Source organism: Lentibacillus kapialis (assembly GCF_014646635.1).
GTDB classification, from domain to species: domain Bacteria; phylum Bacillota; class Bacilli; order Bacillales; family Amphibacillaceae; genus Lentibacillus; species Lentibacillus kapialis.
The window spans coordinates 1-17,960 of sequence record NZ_BMNQ01000067.1; the positions used below are offsets into that span (position 1 = coordinate 1).

Sequence of the window (17,960 nt, forward strand, 5' to 3'; positions counted from 1 at the left end):
GGAGAGATGTATCCGGCATATTATAAAGGCATACATGGACAGGAATACAAAAAATACAAATTATCGGATTTTCTCTAACGAAGATAGAAAAAAGGACTGGGCCGCACTTTGCCCGGTTTTTCTAATAGTATAACTCGTTTCCATCTAAACCAGCTGGATTCGCCTCTCGGTTCATAATCGGTTATTGTTAGCATATCCTGCAGCAATGGATGCATAAAATGTACAAGAAATCAATCTTCACCAGGAGGAGAATGTATGCGTTATGCCCGTTATGCTGCCATAATATTTGTCTGTCTTCTAATAAGCAGTCTTTTTTACCCGGCTGCCAGACAAGCAAAACCTAAAGTATCAGCTAGTAATGCCATATTAATTGAACAATCATCAGGCAGGGTACTCTTTGAAAGGCAAGCACATGAACAACAGCCAATAGCAAGTATCACAAAAATTATGACGGCCATCATTGCCATTGAATCGGGAAAGTTGAATGATTCTGTAACGGTCAGCAATCGTGCCGTTCATGCAACCGGCTCCTCCATTTATTTGGAAAAAGGGGAAAAAATAAAACTGAAAGATCTGGTTTATGGATTAATGCTTCGTTCGGGTAATGATGCAGCTGTAGCCATTAGTGAGCATGTCGGTGGAAGTATGGAAGGGTTCGTTCATTTGATGAACCAGAAAGCACAGTGGCTAGGCATGACGAACACTTCCTTTGATAATCCGCATGGGCTTGATTCCGACAATCATTATTCCACAGCATACGATATGGCGGTTTTAATGCGTTATGCGATGGACAACGACATCTTTAAGGAAGTCACCAAAACCGTGCGATATAAATCAGAGAACAGGGCCTACTCCTGGAAAAATAAACATAAACTGGTGACCGGTATGTATGAATATACAAACGGAGGAAAGACCGGATTTACGAGAACCGCAGGAAGAACCCTGGTCAGTTCAGCTTTAAAAGGTGATATGGAACTGATTGCAGTTACATTAAATGGCCCCGATGATTGGCGTGATCATATAGGGATGTTTAATTGGGGTTTTGATAATTATAATATGACCACAATCGACGAAAAAGGGGAAAGCATTTATCAATTAAAAGCGTCCGGCGAGCGGGTTACCGGCTATCTTCATCGGGATATAACACTGCCGCTGCAAAAATATGAACAAAAAGAAATCAGAAGCAAATCATTTATCTTACAGGATAATCCCGCTGCAGCAAAAGATGTAATTGGAAAAACGATTTATTTTGTTGATGCTGTGCCGGTTAAAGAAGTCTCTATATATTCAGAACGACGTGAATCGGCTTTTCTGACCGATATTATATCAGTATATCAATCGATAACCGGGTTTGATCCTGATGGTTAATATTATATGGGCTTTAATGGCGGTTGCCGGAATAGTTTACGCCATGGTTAATGGAACAGTGGAGGAAGTTAATAAAGCTTTATTTGAAAGTGCGGAAGAAGCCGTCACCCTATCCATCGGTTTGATCAGTATACTGGTATTTTGGCTGGGAATTATGAAAGTTGCCGAGGAAGCCGGAATCTTACAGTTTCTTGCCCGGATATTCAGACCGATTATTGCGAGAATCTTTCCCGAAATACCAAAGGATCATCCGGCTATGGGGTATATATTATCGAATATTACCGCCAATATTTTTGGTTTGGGCAACGCAGCAACACCGATGGGAATTAAAGCCATGGAACAAATGAAGGAATTGAGCGGAGGGAACACTGCTTCAAGATCCATGATAACCTTTCTTGCTTTAAATACGTCCAGTCTGACTTTAATACCAACTACAGTCATTTCTATCCGAATGCAGTATGATTCTGGATCACCGACCGAAATTGTCGGTACGACCATTTTAGCGACACTCATTTCATCGATCAGTGCTCTGATTATCGATCGCATCTTTTATTACAGAAGCGTTGGGAGAGGATAAATATTGGGTGTTATTACCTTAATCAGCACCTGGCTGATACCATGCTTCCTTCTGATTGTGCTCGTTGTTGCTACGTGGAAGCGTGTGCCAACCTACGAGAAATTTGTCGAAGGGGGAAAAGATGGTGTCAAAATGGCATTTTCTTTACTCCCTTTTTTAGTTGGGATGATCGTTGCCATCTCAATACTTCGAAGTTCGGGGGCACTGGATGCATTCATTCAACTGATTTCACCGGCATTAATATCCCTCGGCGTACCACCGGAAATCATACCGCTGGCAATGGTAAGACCTATTTCCGGAACTGCGGCACTGGGAATGACAACTGAACTGATTGGAACATATGGGCCGGATTCATTTATAGGTAAGCTGGCATCAACCATGCAGGGCAGTACAGATACAACCTTGTACATATTAACAGTTTACTTCGGTGCAGTTGGTATCCGGAAAATGCATTACGCACTAAAAGTTGGACTGTTAGCAGATCTTGTTGGTATAATTGCTTCGGTTATAATCGTTACATTAATATTTGGATAAACTGTTAGAGTAGCGTTAACATATAAGTTAACGCTATTATTATGGTGAGATAAAAAGAAAATGGTGATATGATGACAAACGCATTGGAACGACTGCAGAAAGTGATCGCACAAAGCGGGGTAACATCCCGCAGAAAAGCCGAAAAACTGATTGTTGACGGGAAAGTGAAAGTCAATAATAAAAACGTCACGGAATTAGGGACAAAAGTGAGCCCTCAGGATAAAATTGAAGTGAACGGTATTCAATTGGAAAAGGAAGAGCCTGTTTATTATATGCTATACAAACCAAGAGGCGTTATATCCAGCATCAAGGATGATAAAGGCCGAAAGGTTGTGACAGATTATCTCGGGGAGGTAGAAGAACGAATTTATCCTATAGGCCGGCTGGACTATGATACTTCCGGTATTTTGTTATTAACCAACGACGGTGATTTTGCAAATCTCCTGATGCATCCCAAGTATGGCGTTGATAAAGTGTACGTTGCAAAAATAAACGGAATTCCGGAGAAGCGTGAGCTCAATAAACTGCGCAAAGGCGTCCGCTCAGATAACGAACTATTAAAAGTTGTCAGATATAAAATTCTTGAAACGGACAGACAAAAAAATAATATGATCGTTCAAATGACTCTTCATGAGGGGAAAAACCGACATATAAGGCGGATGATGGATATCCTGGGTTATCCAGTTTCGAAATTGAAACGGGAACAGTACGGTTTGTTGACACTTAAAGGATTACAACCAGGTGATTGCCGGAGACTCACACCTCATGAAGTGAAAAAAATGAAGCTTGCAGCGAGTAATTAAATTGTTGATTAATAGACAAATTTATTAAACTGTTTACGTGATATAATCGTGTAAGGAGTGGTCAACCATGAATAAAAATCAATCAACACCAAATAAAAAACAGAAAAAAAAGAACCGCCTGATTTTTAGAACCGTTGTATTGGCTGCTTTGCTTGTCGCTGTTGTCTATGCTTTAGTATCCAACTTATCCAACGATGAAACGAGTGTTAAGGCCGGGGTTGAAGCACCCGATTTTAAACTTGAACAGATTAACGAAAATAATGAACGTGAGACAGTTCAATTGAGCAAACTGGAAAACAAGGGAGTCATGCTGAATTTTTGGGGCACTTGGTGTGGGCCTTGTGAAGACGAGATGCCTTATATGGAATCCCTTTACCCCGAATACAAAAAAAAGGGGATCGAAATCGTTGCTGTTAATCTTGATACAACTAAATTTGTGGTACATAAATTCATAAACAAATATGATTTGACTTTTCCCGTACCGTATGATGCCAATAAAGAAGTCATGAACGCATATAACGTCGGGCCGCTTCCAAGCACATTTTTCATTAACCCTGACGGGGAAATTGAAGAAGTTGTTGAAGGCGGTTTGACGCTGGACAAGATAGAGGGCTACCTGCAGCAGATACAACCGGAACAATAAAGGAATGCGTTAATTGTGAGGGATATGTAATGAATGAAATAAAATGTGAGTGCGGTCATGTTAATCCGGAGGGTACAGTGCTCTGTGAGGCATGCGGTAAGCCGGTTGAAGAAAACCAGCATATCGATGGGAATGACAAACGCAAATTGCTCAATATGCGATATGATGGAAGCGCACGCAGATCACAGACATACAATAAATCGATTGTTGATAAAACATGGAATTTCTTTTCCTCAGTAAAAGTCGGGGTCTGGCTGATCGTTCTGGCACTGATTGCTTCAGGTATAGGAACGATTTTCCCACAGGAACAGTACATACCTGAAGCGGCCACATCCCGTGATCCATCCATTTATTATGAGGCACAGTATGGAATTTTGGGGCAGATTTACTACCAATTGGGTTTTCATAATTTGTACAGTTCATGGTGGTATATGCTGCTGATTGCATTAATCGGGATTTCACTTGTTATATGCAGTATTGACCGATTCGTGCCATTGTACAAAGCTTTAAAAAGACAACGGCCAAGACGCCATACGCAATTTTTGAAACGCCAGCGCCTATTCAGTGAAACAGACGATGTTACGGATGACGAAAAGGAAAAAATGGTATCCCGACTGAAAAAAAGTCGATATAAAGTTTATGAGGAAAAAGGTCATATAATGGCAGAAAAGGGACGGTTCTCTCGTTGGGGCCCTTATGTTAACCATATCGGACTGATAATTGTCTTGATTGCTGCACTATTACGAATGACGCCGTTTATGTATATGGATGAATATGTTTGGGTCCGGGAAGGCGAGCAAACGGTTATCCCCGGTACAGACGGTGAATATCACATCAAGAATAAGAAATTTATCCTGGAAACTTATGACGAAGATGATAAACGGTTTAAAGAGGCGATTACACAGGAAGGAATGGTTGAAAAAAACTTTCAGACAAATGCTGTCATTTATAAAGAAACCGGGGAAAAAATCGCAGGTGCTGAGCCCGAGCTCAAAAAAGTGAAAGAAGAAAAGATTCAGATGAATCATCCCCTTAAATTTGATGGTTATACCATTTATCAATCCGGTTATCAGCAAAATGAATTCAACAGTATGACATTTAAAATCCATAAAACAAATGATCCCGATGAGGCATCATTAGGATCGTTCGAGATCAACCTGAGCAATCCGAAAGATACGTATAAACTGAATAATGGTTTCAGTGTAACTGTCAGTCAATATTACCCGGATTATGAAATGGAGGAGGGCGAACCAAGATCCAAAACAAATTATCCCAGAAATCCGGCTTTCGTTTTCAGCGTGAATCCGCCAGATAATGAAGAATCGGAAATGAGTTTTGTCGGCATTGGAAAAAACGTCGATGCCACCGGTGAAAATGATTATAAGTTGGGGATCGAAAATTTTGAAATGCGTTACGCCAGTGGTTTATCGGTTAAACGTGACTATACGATCCCATTGTTCATCATCGGTGCAGCCATTTTTATGATCGGTGTTATCCAAGGTATGTACTGGCATCACCGCCGCATCTGGCTGCACCCGAAAAATGGGGGCATGTTACTGGCAGGCCATACGAATAAAAATTGGTTTGGCTTAAAAAGGGATATTGAACACATTATTGAAGATACCAATGTTAAGATGGTTAAAGATCAGCAGGAAATCGAGTAGCTGATCCCTATAGCGTTAAAGGAGGATATCATATGGATTCATTGCTTGGTATAAGCAGTACAATGCTGTATACAGCATTTATCCTTTATTTGATTGCGACGTTCTTTTTTGGAGCGACAGTCAAGGAAAATAAGAAGAAAACCAAAAAAGGCCTCAGTGGAAAAATAGGCATTACCTTGACCATAATTGGCTTTCTGGCACAAATTGTCTACTTTATAACAAGGTGGATGGCGAGTGGACACGCACCGGTCAGTAACCTTTTCGAATTCATGACATTTTTCGGAATGGGGCTTGTGTTTGCGTTTATTATTATTTATTTTATCTACAAATTAAACATATTAGGGTTATTCGCCCTGCCAATTGCCATAATAGTAATCGCTTATGCCAGTATTTTCCCAACGGAGATAGCACCGCTTGTACCGTCACTGCAAAGTCACTGGTTGTATATCCATGTAACGACCGTCTCATTGGGTGAGGCGATCTTATCGATTAGTTTTGTAGCAGGACTCATTTATTTGATTAGGCAAGTCGATCAAACTGTCCGGAGCAAACGAACAACATGGCTGGAAATTGTCCTGTTTGCACTGCTTATTTTTGTCGGCTTCAGCATTATATCAACCGTATTCAATCTGTCAGGCTACAGCGCTGAATTTGAATATTCATTCAACGGACAAACAACCACGACTGACTATCATTTGCCGCCGATTGCCGGTCCAAACCAGGGTGAGTTGCTGACGGGTGACAGGATGGAACCATTGTTTGATGTACCGGGCTGGATGCAGGGAGTTGATGCGGCAAGAAAATTCAATACGCTCATCTGGTCGGTCCTAACCGGGATTGTAATATACGGATTGATTCGGTTAATCCTCCGTAAGCGAATAGGAGCGGCTATCCAGCCAGTTTTGAAGAAAGCCAGTCCAGACATGCTTGATGAAATATCATACCGTGCAGTTGCCATCGGTTTTCCAGTATTCACACTGGGCGGTTTAATATTTGCTTCAATATGGGCACAGGCTGCCTGGGACCGCTTTTGGGGATGGGACCCGAAAGAGGTATGGGCCCTGGTAACCTGGTTCTTCTATGCGGCTTTTTTACATTTGCGGCTTTCAAGAGGCTGGCATGGCGAACGATCAGCTTGGCTTGCAGTGGGAGGGTTTGCAATCATTATGTTTAATCTGATTGCTGTCAACCTTATCCTTGCGGGATTGCACTCCTATGCATAACCGTTAAACGTATCACACTATACCATACAAAACCTTGGTAAAGGGGGAGTATTTATGAGTGCACAGCCACAGATCCTGGTCGTAGATGATGAGGATCGCATTCGGCGTCTGGTAAGAATGTATTTAGAGAAAGATGATTTCATTGTAGAAGAAGCGGAGAACGGTAAAGAAGCACTGAAAATGGCGCTGAATAATGACTTTGACGTCATACTTCTGGACATTATGATGCCGGAGATGGACGGAATCGAAATGACCAAAGCCTTGCGCGAGGAAAAAGACACACCGATCATCATGCTTACGGCAAAGGGTGAGGAGTCCAACCGGGTCCAGGGATTTGAAGTCGGGAGCGATGACTATATTGTTAAACCCTTCAGCCCGAGAGAAGTGGTGCTCCGTGTAAAAGCAGTATTAAGGCGCGTTGCATCCGGCAATTATAATGAAACAGAGAAACCGACCAGAAATCTGCTTGTTTTTCCTCATTTGACGATCGACTATGATGCCCATCGTGTTACAACTGACGGCATCGAAGTCAGCCTGACACCGAAGGAATATGAATTACTATGCTTTCTGGCTGAAGCACCGGACAAAGTTTTTAGCCGGGAAGTATTACTGAAAGAAGTATGGGAATATGAATTCTTCGGAGACTTGCGTACCGTTGATACACACGTAAAACGGCTGCGCGAAAAATTAAATTATGTATCCAAACAAGCCGGAGATATGATTGTAACAGTCTGGGGTGTCGGATATAAATTTGAGGCAGATGATGCATAATGTTTTGGCGTAGTGTTGTGGGGAAACTAGCGATAACCATATTATTGCTAGTTTCTTTTGTATTATTTATTTTAACGATATTATTATTAGAATTCTTTGAGAATTTCCATGTCAACGAAGCTGAAAAAGAAATGATGCAGACAGCGACAAAAGTATCCAAGATGATTGAACAATCAGAAGACCAGACACTGGCACTGAAAAATGCGGAATTGATAAAAGATTCGACAAGTCGTATTGCTGTTTTTTATGATAATGGAACAATTCGGACAGCGGACAGTACAAACAGTGATTTAAATGAACTCGATTCCAGCTGGCTGCGTAGTGAAGAAAATTTAATGGATGTTTTCAAAAATGGAAAAGATGTCCAGAAGGAAACAACCATTCCAAACAGTGATGTTGAAGCGATGATTGTCGGCACACCAATCAACCAGAACGGAGCTGTTTTCATTTACCAGTCGCTCGATATTGTTAATCAGACTAAAGCTGAAACGACTAAAATCATTTTCCTGGCAGCAGGAATTGCCATTATTTTAACAACAATTTTTGCGTTTTTTCTGTCGACACGAATTACATCACCCCTGATAAAAATGCGTGAAGCAGCACTCGATTTGACAAGAGGCGAATTCAATACGAAAGTACCCATTCTTACCCACGACGAAATCGGGGAATTGGCAATGGCCTTCAACAGAATGGGCAGGCAACTGAAATTCCATATCAATGCATTGAGACAAGAAAAAGAACAATTTTCAAGTATTGTCAGTTCCATGGCCGATGGGGTCATAACCTTGAATCGAAACGGAGATATGCTGATAACCAATCCGCCAGCAGATCAGTTCATCGAAAAGCTTCATTACGAAAATGGCAGTGAACCAAATAAACAACACACGAAATCTCCTGAACCATTGAGCGCTATTCTGCAAAGTGTTATTCAGGATGAAAAAGAAATGATCCGGGAAATCAGTTCACAAGGTCGAACATGGGTAATGATCATGACACCTTTGTATGATCAGTCTTATGTGCGCGGTGCCGTAGCTGTCGTACGTGATATGACAGAAGAAAGACGTTTGGATAAAATGCGGCAGGACTTTATTGCCAATGTTTCCCACGAACTGCGGACACCTATTTCAATGCTTCAGGGCTACAGTGAAGCTATAGTCGATGATGTTGCTGAGTCCAGTGAGGAGAAAAATGAACTGGCTCAGATTATTCATGAAGAATCACTCCGCATGGGAAGGCTTGTTAATGAACTTTTGGATCTTGCCCGGATGGAATCAGGTCAGATCATGTTGAACAAAGAAAAGGTTGATGCAGGCAAGTTTCTGGAACGTATTCTGAAGAAATTCAAAGGACCGTCTGAAGAAAATAATGTCAAACTTATTTCACAAAACCATCTAAACATATCAGAAGTATCAATAGATGCTGATCGAATGGAACAAGTATTCACTAACCTTATTGATAATGCAATCAGGCATACAGAAGAAGAAGGCTCTGTCAAAGTAACGGCTGAAAACACAGATACTGAATGGCAAATATTGATAGAAGATACCGGAAGCGGAATCCCGGAAGAAGATATACCTTTTGTGTTTGAGCGCTTTTACAAAGCGGACAAATCACGGGTGAGAAGTGACAAGAAAAAAGGTACCGGACTAGGTCTTGCGATAGCTAAAAATATCGTTGAAACCCATGGGGGCACGATCAATGTTAAGAGCATGATAAATGAAGGTACAACATTTGAAATCAAAATTCCTTTATAATAGCTGTCAGTCTTTCTTAAAGGAAAAGTTCACTCAGGAGGAATTGAAATGAGCAAATGGTTTTTACGGATTGTATCGATATTAATGACTCTGGCCGTCATAACCGGCTGCGGTGCCGGGGGAGAAGAACAATCCGAATCAAATAATAATCATACACAGACGTCAACAAATGAAAATGCCGATGGTGAACTCGGCGAAGATGAAATCAGGATTACGATTAGCAAAGATAACGGTTCCGAATATATTGCGGAAAAAGAGATAGAGATCAAAGAGGATGCTATTTTAATGGATGTTATGCAGAAAAATTTTTATGTAAAAACGAAAGATAATGGACAATTCATCACCTCCATCGAACGTGTTTCAGCAGACGAAGATGAACAAAAAGCGTGGATGTTTGAAGTGAACGGCGAGATGGCAAATGTGGGGGCTGCCGAATATGAATTATCCCCAGGAGATAAAGTAATATTTGATTTACAGGCGTGGGAATAACTTGATGAACACTTACAAGTTGACTTTATTAGCACTGCTTGCTTCACTTGCGGTAGTGGGAAGAAGTGTGTTTGCATTTCTTCCCAACATACAGCCGGTCACATCACTGATTATCATTTGCGGGCTGTTACTTGGCCCGGCGGCAGCCATTTTACTCGCTTTATTAACAACATTTTTATCAAACATGGTGTTGGGGATGGGGATCTGGACTGTATGGCAGGTTGTTTCTTGGGCCCTGATTGGGATTATTAGTGGCTGTATGGGAAGATATTCGCAGAGAATTCCTGTATATATAATCGCTATATTTTCAGTTTTTAGTGGATTCTTATACGGATTTATCATATCTTTAACCACATATTCGATTACCGGGGCATTTTGGCCTTATTATCTGGCCGGTTTGCCATTCGATATGTATCATGCTATTGGCAATGCTGTATTCATTATTTTACTGTATCCGATTATCAGCCATTTATTTGCGAAATATGCCAATAATCGGTTTTATTTGCAAAATACCAGTTAAATCACACTTATTTTTGCTATCTGTCGTCATATTTTAAAGGGTCCCCGTGGAAGGGATTTTCAGCAACGTTAATAGAATCTGTCGGGCACCCTTCATATGCGTCAAGCACATCATCTTCCAAATCTTCGGGCACCTTAGCAGTTCCTTGATTCTCATCCAGAATAACATAAGCCAGTGCCTCATCGTTATAATCGTATATATCAGGCGCGGTGGCACCACATGCGCCACAGGCAATACACGTTTCCTGGTCCACGATCGTATACTTTGGCATCTAATCTCTCCTTGCTGTAATAAACCTCATTATACATTATATTGTAAAAAAGCAAGTTATACATTTCAACAGCCTTACAACGTGTTATCATTAATGTGAATACATGCCAATCACCAATAGGGGGTGCTACTTTCTATGCTGTTTGATTATATTGTCTTGTCATGCTGCTCTAAATTTAAAGACGAGCGGAGCGTTACTGCAGTCTATTATTTACTGAAAGGAAAACGTTCAATCCAGACGATGCAGGATTCACATCTTTATCGATTGAATCGTTTTTACGGAATATATCCACTACTGCAAAAAAAAGACTTTGACGAACACATACATACACTTGTTGATGATAAGTTACTCACACTAAACAATGCCAATGGTGCCATAACAACTGTTCGTGGGGAAAACTTACTCCGTGAGCAAAAAAAATTCGTCCCCGTAAAGTATTTTAATGGGATGGAATACTATCGGAAAGCTCCTGTTTTTCTTGAACGACTGCTTCTGCTTATTCAAACAATAACAAATAGCAACAAAAGTAATTTTCAATTCATTCCTGTTGTCGACAAGCCCATCGTAACAAATTGGGTAAGAAAACAATATCGTCAAATGCATGGAAACCTTACCGTTTATTTGAACCAACTTTATGAAGAACTCTTCCAATTGCTGAACTGGTTTTCAAATACAGAGGCAAGTATTTTTGTTGACAGTCTTACAGGCTATAACCATTATGGAATGAGCAATTTTCAGATTGCTGATCACTACGGATTGAAAAAGCTCGATGCCTCACTAATTAGAAACGCTATCATTCACCGCATGCTTACAATAATCAGTATGTATGATGACAAATACCCTCTATTAACGCAGTTTTTGCAAGATCTTCCACAAGAGATGGAAATCACAAGTTCGGCAGGCAAGACAAAAGAACTTTTGGACAAACAATATTCGGCAGAAGATATTGCAGTAATACGTCATTTGAAACTTAATACCATCTATGACCACATGGTTGAAATAGCACTGTACGACAATCACTTCCCGATTGATTCATATGTAACAGCGGAGCAACAGGCAGAAATACGGGCTGCTGTTAAAAATATATCGTCTTTTAAACTCAAATCCATTAAACAGGAAGTAAACGAAACAATAAGTTACTTTCAAATAAGACTCGTACTGGCAATGAGAAAATAATAGAACAAGGTGATTCATTTGATAAAAGAAAAACTGCGTGAACAATTAAGAAACCAATTTCAGATTTCTTCATTCCGACCGGGTCAGGAAGAGATTATAAATGATATAATGAATCGGCACGATGTACTTGGCATCCTGCCGACTGGTTCAGGAAAATCGCTCTGTTACCAGCTGCCTGCGACTCTGTTTAAAGGTACTACAATTGTTGTCTCACCCCTCATTTCTTTAATGGAAGACCAGGTTAAACAGTTAAAGGCTGCAGGATTCAAGGCCGTTGGAGCATTAAACAGCTTTATAGACCCCAATGAGAAGAAACGTGTTTTACATCAGCTGAGTCAGTACAAAATTATTTATCTATCACCGGAGACTTTGCAGCATGCCGATATTATACATCGCCTTAAACAAATAGCAGTCGATCTGTTCGTCATCGATGAGGCACATTGCATTTCACAGTGGGGACATGAATTCAGACCTGATTATTTGCGGCTTGAACATGTTATAAAGCAATTGAACAACCCAACTGTCATGGCGTTAAGTGCAACTGCGACCAAAGAGGTGCAGAACGATATCCTCTCATCATTAACCAGAACTGACATGGTACGCCATATTTATCCAATGGACCGCGAAAATATTGCACTAACAGTAAAAAAAGTGAAAGATGACAAACAAAAACAAGAAATAATTATAAACATCTTAGAGCGCTATCGTGTACCGACATTAATCTATTTTTCCAGCAAACGGAAAACGGAGGAGGTGGCCGCAGTTCTATCCGAAAAACTTTCCTCGCACCGCATTGCCTATTACCATGGAGGAATGGAGCAAATAGACAGAATTGCCATACAACAGCAGTTCATGAATGATCAGCTTGATGTAATTTGTTGCACAAGCGCCTTTGGTATGGGGATTGATAAACAGGATATCCGACTCGTCCTGCATTATCACTTTCCATTGCAAATAGAATCCTATCTGCAGGAGATTGGAAGAGCTGGACGGGATGGCAAATCAAGTGTCAGCTTGTTGCTATATACACAAGGGGATGAGGCGATTCCCAAATCAATTCTCGATAATGAACTGCCTCCCATGGAAGATGTGAATAAGGTATGCAGAAGACTATATCAATTATATTTGCGAAATCAACAGCTTTTGACGACAGATGAAGTACTTGAAACGTTGGAATTAAGTGACATTCAATGGCGCTTTTTGTACTATCAGATGGAAAAGCATGGTATGATTAAAGAAAACCGCATTATATTTCAACAAGAGGAATGGGAGCAATCCATCACTAAAATCAAGAAATTCATGGCTGAAAGATTAGCTTTTAAAAAAAGAAAACTGGGTGAGATCATCGATTGGATACATGAGGATCGCTGCTTGCGCGAGCGTCTTTACAAAGGATTTCAAAACGGTTATAATACCCCGCTGCATGCGTGCTGCAGTAATTGCGGATTTTCCTTTAGAAACTGGAACCCGGAGCAAACACAAACGAATCAGACCATTTCTTCTTGGGAGACCAGGCTAAAGGAGCTATTTTTTATGGGAGACCACAGCAGTGAAACAAAATGACATCGTTAAACAATTGACAGATAAAGAACTAACAAAGCAACTGATTTTTTCTCAATCATTATTACTGATTCTGAGTATATTCCTAAGCTTTCTTTTATTTGATAGTATGAATGATTGGCTTCGTTATTTCAGCTTTAAAATTGATGACCTTATTTATTATGGTATACTGCCCGGATTTAGTATCATCATAATCGATTTGCTGCTTATGTATATTTTACCGAAAAAATATTATGATGATGACGGCATCAATGATAGAATTTTTAAAAACCGATCCCTTAAAGGAATTGTAGGAATTGCATTAATGGTCGCTATCACAGAAGAGCTGTTGTTTCGCGGTGTTATTCAAACGATGTTTGGTTATCTGGCTGCCAGTATTCTATTTGCACTTGTACATATTCGTTATCTTAAAAAACCTGTTTTATTGATTTCTGTATTATTTGTAAGTTTTTATATCGGATATATGTTTTTTCTTACAAAAAATTTACTTGTTACCATTATAGCTCATTTTACAGTTGACTTTGTGCTGGGGGTTATCATTCGCTTTCGGAAATGAGGTGCAAGATATTATGAATGAATCGAGAAATTACAATAATGATCATGGGGCAGAACTGCAGAAAATTTTGGATGAAGTGGAAAACGCCGGTCAAGTGGAAACTGAAGAGAAAAAACCTGTGATCGAACCGAAAACAGGAACAAAGCGTGATGTTGATATTCTGAATTTACCTCCAAGAAAAGAAGTTCACGGCAACCACAATAAACGCACAAAATTAAAAATCAGCGGAGCATCGTTGCGGTTAATATTCGTTATTTTAATTTTAATACTTGGTGTGTCGTTTTACTTATGGGGCGGAGAACTTATCGATGTTATCAACCGCATGTAAAAAGGGAAATGCTATACATTTCCAGTATTTAACGAGGTATACATAACATCAGTCAGGAACTTGACCAAGCGCTACAAAATAATCAGAAACTATAGAGTGCCCAATTTTTGCGCTTTCAATACAGTCTGTTCATCTGTATAATAATGGTTCAGATATAATACCCGAAAGTATTATAGACCATATCAAGTGACAAATAATAATTATAATGTTCAACAATTGATGCAAATGCATATAGTAATAGTAAAGCAACAGCCACCTGTTATAACCGGACATTTTGGTGCAATGCCGAGCAGGCTTTAAAATGTAAATGTAAGCACGAAGGGGGATGCTTTATGCGAATTGAGCGGGTATCCAACAACCAATTCACCATATTTCTGACGTTTGACGACTTAATAGACCGCGGTTTTACCAAAGAGGATTTATGGTATGATGCAGCCAATGTACGCCATTTGTTCAGTGATATGATGTATGAAGCAAGTACTGAATTAGGTTTTGAGCTTGAAGGTGAATTGCTGGTTCAGGTCCATTTAATGCAAGCGCAAGGCATGCATGTATTTGTTACCCAAAAAGGGAGCAATTCGGATTGGGATGAAGACTTTGTGGAAATGAAAGTCACATTGGACGAGAGCAAAGAGTTAATTTTCGCTTTTGATGATTTTGAGGATATCATCCAGGCGGCAAATTATTTGGCGGCCTCAGACATAAATGGTGGTCAAATTTATCATATGGATAATCGTTATTATGTGTTATTCAAGGAGAATGAGTTACCTCAGGGCCATAGGGAGAATGTAATAGCGATAATGTCGGAATTTTCATTTCCGAGTATTATCACGTCTTATAGGCTGAAAGAGTATGGAAAAGTAATCATGAATACTTCGGCGGTCAAGCAAATCATCGATACATTTTATAGCTGAAGACACTTTTCGTATGACCAACTTAAGGCGCCTTTTTGTTTTCATAGGAAATTAATTTAGTTTATTGCATATTTAGCAGGAAGGTGTATACTAAGCTCTGGATACAGCTATAATTAAAATATTTTTGGAAATGTCTAGGAGGTAAGTTCATGGTAGCCGATAACGCAGCAGATTCTGCCAAAGATCAAAAAGAAAGTATGGATGTGTTAGCCTCAACACGAACTGTTGTTAAAAACGCACTGGAGAAATTGGGTTACCCTGATGAAGTATTTGAACTGATGAAGGATCCGATGCGTATGATGACGGTGAGAATTCCCGTTCGCATGGATGATGATTCCATTAAAATCTTTACCGGATACCGTGCCCAGCACAATGATTCTGTCGGTCCGACAAAAGGCGGTGTCAGATTTCATCCGAATGTAACCGAAAAAGAAGTGAAGGCATTGTCTATTTGGATGAGCTTAAAAGCCGGAATTGTTGACTTGCCGTATGGTGGCGGTAAAGGAGGTATCATTTGTGATCCGCGCGAGATGTCATTCCGTGAATTGGAAGGGCTCAGCCGAGGTTATGTGCGGGCCATTAGTCAAATTGTAGGGCCGAATAAGGATATTCCGGCACCTGATGTGTTCACAAACTCCCAGATTATGGCATGGATGATGGATGAATACAGCCGTATTGACGAATTTAACAATCCGGGTTTTATTACTGGGAAACCAATTGTTCTCGGAGGCTCACATGGCAGAGAATCTGCAACTGCCAAAGGTGTAACGATTTGCATAAATGAAGCTGCCAAGAAAAAAGGTATTGATGTTAACGGGGCCAGAGTAGTTGTTCAAGGGTTTGGCAATGCTGGTAGCTTTCTGGCGAAGTTCCTGTATGATGCAGGCGCCAAAATAGTCGGTATTTCGGATGCTTATGGCGCCCTTAGCGATCCCGATGGACTTGATATAGATTATTTGCTGGATAGAAGAGATAGTTTTGGAACTGTCACCAAACTTTTTGAAAATACAATATCCAATAAGGAATTACTGGAACTTGACTGTGATATACTTGTGCCTGCTGCAGTTCAAAATCAAATTACGGAGGAGAATGCTGATAATATAAAGGCAAGCATTGTTGTCGAGGCTGCCAACGGCCCTACAACTTTGGAAGGGACCAGGATTCTCTCAGAACGTGGCATATTGCTTGTGCCCGATGTACTTGCATCATCCGGCGGTGTAACCGTATCATACTTTGAATGGGTACAGAATAACCAGGGTTACTACTGGACAGCAGAGGAAATCGATAAAAAACTTCATGAAATTATGATTAAATCCTTCAACAACATTTACAATACATCGGAAACAAGACGTGTCGATATGCGTTTAGCAGCATATATGGTTGGTGTCCGTAAAATGGCTGAGGCGGCGAGATTCCGCGGCTGGGTGTGACACAATTGCATTAGCATTCTGTAAAACAAAATAGGTGACGGGAAAACTCTTATCTTGTATAGTTGGATAGGAGTTTTTTGCGGATAACTGTAAACAGCTAATTTTTTTTAGCAAACAGTTTCTTAAACATCATTATAAGGAAGTGCGTACCATGCAAAATGAGAACACAATTATTGTTGGCGGTGGACCATGTGGTATGTCTTGTGCGATTAATCTTCAAGAACATGGGATCAATCCATTAATCATCGAAAAAGAAAATGTGGTCAATACTATTTATCAGTTCCCGACCCATCAAACATTTTTCAGTTCAAGTGATAAATTGGAAATTGGAGAAGTGGCTTTTATAACGGAAAAACAAAAGCCTGTCCGCAACCAGGCTTTGTCTTATTATCGGGAAGTCGCAAACCGAAAAAAATTAAGAATCAATTCATTCGAAAAAGTCTCCAGTCTTAACTCTTTCGGTCAGAACAGCTTTACACTTGAAACGGAAAGTAAGAATGGGAAAAAGAAAATTTACACAGCAGAAAATGTCATCATCGCAACAGGCTATTATGATCAACCACGTATGATGAATGTTCCAGGCGAAAATCTGTCAAAGGTTATGCATTATTTTAAAGAAGCACATCCTTTTTTCAATAAAAATGTCGTTGTTATCGGAGGGAAAAACTCCGCAGTCGACACTACGCTGGAACTTCATAAAGCAGGAGCAAATATTACCGTGCTATATCGCGGGGAACAATATTCAAAAAGTGTTAAACCATGGATTTTACCTGAGTTTGATTCTCTTGTGCGTAAAGGAATTGTCCAAATGGAGTTTAACACCCATATTAAAGAAATTACCGACGATAAAGTTATCTACACAACAGGAAGTGAAACAAAAGAACTTGAAAATGATTATGTGTTTGCTATGACCGGTTATAAACCTGATTTTCAGCTATTGAAGCAGATAGGGGTTCAGGTTGATGAGAACACCGGCCGACCGTTTTTTGATCAGAAAACAATGGAAACGAATGTATCTGGGGTTTACGTAGCCGGGGTTATTGCAGCAGGTTACAACAATAATGAAATTTTTATTGAAAATGGTCGCCATCATGGGGCGGGGATTGCTGAAGCAATTATAGAGCAAAATCAAAAGCGTGCCCAATCAGTTATGTGTGAATAGGATAAATTTATACCAGTTCAGAGGAGTAACAGATAATCCATGCTGTTACTCTTTTCAAAAGGATAGGTATAAAATTAAGCGATATTATTTTGGGTCAACACCAAAATCTATGGTTGAAATGAATGAGTGAATATAGTAGTGAAACTAGCTAGCGGAGGAAAAACACGGAGACTCCTGTGGGAATGCGCAGTGTGAAGACCCCGCAGAAAAAGCGACC

At 40.1% G+C, this 17,960-nt stretch carries 19 protein-coding genes; 18 read left to right on the forward strand and 1 reads right to left on the reverse strand.

Translation table 11 applies throughout. The annotated features are described in order from the left end of the window. Positions 1-255: 255 nt before the first annotated feature. The 11 genes from IEW67_RS15715 to IEW67_RS15765 all read left to right on the forward strand — a co-directional run bounded on the left by IEW67_RS15715 (position 256) and on the right by IEW67_RS15765 (position 10,346). Positions 256-1,368, forward strand: a complete 1,113-nt coding sequence (locus tag IEW67_RS15715) for a D-alanyl-D-alanine carboxypeptidase family protein (protein WP_188634036.1) — start codon at positions 256-258, stop codon at positions 1,366-1,368. Next, positions 1,361-1,945 carry a nucleoside recognition domain-containing protein gene (locus IEW67_RS15720; protein ID WP_188634037.1) on the forward strand — a complete coding sequence of 195 codons (585 nt, stop codon included), beginning with the start codon at positions 1,361-1,363 and terminating at the stop codon, positions 1,943-1,945. The genes IEW67_RS15715 and IEW67_RS15720 overlap by 8 nt, the downstream gene beginning before the upstream one ends. Positions 1,946-1,948: 3 nt before the next feature. Further along, positions 1,949-2,479: a spore maturation protein gene (locus IEW67_RS15725; protein WP_188634038.1), complete on the forward strand. Its 531-nt coding sequence runs from the start codon at positions 1,949-1,951 to the stop codon at positions 2,477-2,479. A gap of 71 nt (positions 2,480-2,550) precedes the next feature. Next, on the forward strand, positions 2,551-3,282 hold the full coding sequence (locus IEW67_RS15730; RefSeq protein WP_308430745.1) for a pseudouridine synthase: 732 nt from the start codon (positions 2,551-2,553) through the stop codon (positions 3,280-3,282). A gap of 67 nt (positions 3,283-3,349) precedes the next feature. Then, positions 3,350-3,925: a thiol-disulfide oxidoreductase ResA gene (gene resA / locus IEW67_RS15735; protein ID WP_188634039.1), complete on the forward strand. Its 576-nt coding sequence runs from the start codon at positions 3,350-3,352 to the stop codon at positions 3,923-3,925. Between the two features lie 29 nt (positions 3,926-3,954). Further along, on the forward strand, positions 3,955-5,589 hold the full coding sequence (gene resB / locus IEW67_RS15740) for a cytochrome c biogenesis protein ResB (protein WP_188634040.1): 1,635 nt from the start codon (positions 3,955-3,957) through the stop codon (positions 5,587-5,589). Positions 5,590-5,621: 32 nt separating this feature from the next. Continuing rightward, positions 5,622-6,812, forward strand: a complete 1,191-nt coding sequence (gene ccsB, locus IEW67_RS15745; protein ID WP_188634041.1) for a c-type cytochrome biogenesis protein CcsB — start codon at positions 5,622-5,624, stop codon at positions 6,810-6,812. A 54-nt stretch (positions 6,813-6,866) separates the two neighbouring features. Further along, positions 6,867-7,583: a response regulator transcription factor gene (locus tag IEW67_RS15750; RefSeq protein WP_188634042.1), complete on the forward strand. Its 717-nt coding sequence runs from the start codon at positions 6,867-6,869 to the stop codon at positions 7,581-7,583. Next, positions 7,583-9,337 carry an ATP-binding protein gene (locus IEW67_RS15755; protein WP_188634043.1) on the forward strand — a complete coding sequence of 585 codons (1,755 nt, stop codon included), beginning with the start codon at positions 7,583-7,585 and terminating at the stop codon, positions 9,335-9,337. Before IEW67_RS15750 ends, IEW67_RS15755 begins: the two co-directional genes overlap by 1 nt. A gap of 48 nt (positions 9,338-9,385) precedes the next feature. Beyond that, positions 9,386-9,826 (forward strand): DUF4430 domain-containing protein, encoded by a 441-nt coding sequence (locus tag IEW67_RS15760; protein ID WP_188634044.1) that lies wholly within the window; start codon positions 9,386-9,388, stop codon positions 9,824-9,826. Positions 9,827-9,830: 4 nt separating this feature from the next. Continuing rightward, a complete protein-coding gene (locus IEW67_RS15765; RefSeq protein ID WP_188634045.1) occupies positions 9,831-10,346 on the forward strand; it encodes an ECF transporter S component in 516 nt (171 codons plus the stop codon). 16 nt (positions 10,347-10,362) lie between these two features. Here the strand turns inward: IEW67_RS15765 and IEW67_RS15770 are convergent, their stop codons facing one another. Continuing rightward, positions 10,363-10,617: a ferredoxin gene (locus IEW67_RS15770; protein WP_188634046.1), complete on the reverse strand. Its 255-nt coding sequence runs from the start codon at positions 10,615-10,617 to the stop codon at positions 10,363-10,365. A 135-nt stretch (positions 10,618-10,752) separates the two neighbouring features. Between IEW67_RS15770 and IEW67_RS15775 the strand changes: the two genes are divergently transcribed. From IEW67_RS15775 to IEW67_RS15805, 7 genes are all read left to right on the forward strand, one after another. Continuing rightward, positions 10,753-11,793 carry a YpbB family protein gene (locus IEW67_RS15775; protein ID WP_188634047.1) on the forward strand — a complete coding sequence of 347 codons (1,041 nt, stop codon included), beginning with the start codon at positions 10,753-10,755 and terminating at the stop codon, positions 11,791-11,793. Positions 11,794-11,802: 9 nt separating this feature from the next. After that, the gene (locus IEW67_RS15780; RefSeq protein ID WP_308430744.1) at positions 11,803-13,356 is read left to right on the forward strand and encodes a RecQ family ATP-dependent DNA helicase; all 1,554 of its coding nucleotides are present in this window, start codon (positions 11,803-11,805) and stop codon (positions 13,354-13,356) included. Beyond that, the gene (locus tag IEW67_RS15785; RefSeq protein ID WP_188634048.1) at positions 13,343-13,909 is read left to right on the forward strand and encodes a CPBP family intramembrane glutamic endopeptidase; all 567 of its coding nucleotides are present in this window, start codon (positions 13,343-13,345) and stop codon (positions 13,907-13,909) included. The genes IEW67_RS15780 and IEW67_RS15785 overlap by 14 nt, the downstream gene beginning before the upstream one ends. 13 nt (positions 13,910-13,922) lie before the next feature. Beyond that, a complete protein-coding gene (locus tag IEW67_RS15790; protein WP_188634049.1) occupies positions 13,923-14,237 on the forward strand; it encodes a hypothetical protein in 315 nt (104 codons plus the stop codon). Between the two features lie 332 nt (positions 14,238-14,569). After that, positions 14,570-15,151, forward strand: coding sequence for a genetic competence negative regulator (locus tag IEW67_RS15795; RefSeq protein WP_188634050.1), 582 nt, complete (start codon positions 14,570-14,572; stop codon positions 15,149-15,151). 149 nt (positions 15,152-15,300) lie between these two features. Continuing rightward, positions 15,301-16,581, forward strand: a complete 1,281-nt coding sequence (locus tag IEW67_RS15800) for a Glu/Leu/Phe/Val family dehydrogenase (RefSeq protein ID WP_188634051.1) — start codon at positions 15,301-15,303, stop codon at positions 16,579-16,581. Between the two features lie 151 nt (positions 16,582-16,732). Then, complete coding sequence (locus IEW67_RS15805) at positions 16,733-17,743, forward strand: YpdA family putative bacillithiol disulfide reductase (protein WP_188634052.1); 1,011 nt, start codon at positions 16,733-16,735, stop codon at positions 17,741-17,743. Positions 17,744-17,960: the final 217 nt, after the last annotated feature.

Bases quoted from the DNA above. Each gene is read 5' to 3' on its own strand.
- IEW67_RS15715 (WP_188634036.1), top strand. From the start codon at position 256: ATGCGTTATGCCCGTTATGCTGCCATAATATTTGTCTGTCTTCTAATA.
- IEW67_RS15720 (WP_188634037.1), top strand. From the start codon at position 1,361: ATGGTTAATATTATATGGGCTTTAATGGCGGTTGCCGGAATAGTTTAC.
- IEW67_RS15730 (WP_308430745.1), top strand. From the start codon at position 2,551: ATGACAAACGCATTGGAACGACTGCAGAAAGTGATCGCACAAAGCGGG.
- resA (WP_188634039.1), top strand. From the start codon at position 3,350: ATGAATAAAAATCAATCAACACCAAATAAAAAACAGAAAAAAAAGAAC.
- resB (WP_188634040.1), top strand. From the start codon at position 3,955: ATGAATGAAATAAAATGTGAGTGCGGTCATGTTAATCCGGAGGGTACA.
- ccsB (WP_188634041.1), top strand. From the start codon at position 5,622: ATGGATTCATTGCTTGGTATAAGCAGTACAATGCTGTATACAGCATTT.
- IEW67_RS15750 (WP_188634042.1), top strand. From the start codon at position 6,867: ATGAGTGCACAGCCACAGATCCTGGTCGTAGATGATGAGGATCGCATT.
- IEW67_RS15755 (WP_188634043.1), top strand. From the start codon at position 7,583: ATGTTTTGGCGTAGTGTTGTGGGGAAACTAGCGATAACCATATTATTG.
- IEW67_RS15760 (WP_188634044.1), top strand. From the start codon at position 9,386: ATGAGCAAATGGTTTTTACGGATTGTATCGATATTAATGACTCTGGCC.
- IEW67_RS15765 (WP_188634045.1), top strand. From the start codon at position 9,831: ATGAACACTTACAAGTTGACTTTATTAGCACTGCTTGCTTCACTTGCG.
- IEW67_RS15770 (WP_188634046.1), bottom strand. From the start codon at position 10,617: ATGCCAAAGTATACGATCGTGGACCAGGAAACGTGTATTGCCTGTGGC.
- IEW67_RS15775 (WP_188634047.1), top strand. From the start codon at position 10,753: ATGCTGTTTGATTATATTGTCTTGTCATGCTGCTCTAAATTTAAAGAC.
- IEW67_RS15790 (WP_188634049.1), top strand. From the start codon at position 13,923: ATGAATGAATCGAGAAATTACAATAATGATCATGGGGCAGAACTGCAG.
- IEW67_RS15795 (WP_188634050.1), top strand. From the start codon at position 14,570: ATGCGAATTGAGCGGGTATCCAACAACCAATTCACCATATTTCTGACG.
- IEW67_RS15800 (WP_188634051.1), top strand. From the start codon at position 15,301: ATGGTAGCCGATAACGCAGCAGATTCTGCCAAAGATCAAAAAGAAAGT.
- IEW67_RS15805 (WP_188634052.1), top strand. From the start codon at position 16,733: ATGCAAAATGAGAACACAATTATTGTTGGCGGTGGACCATGTGGTATG.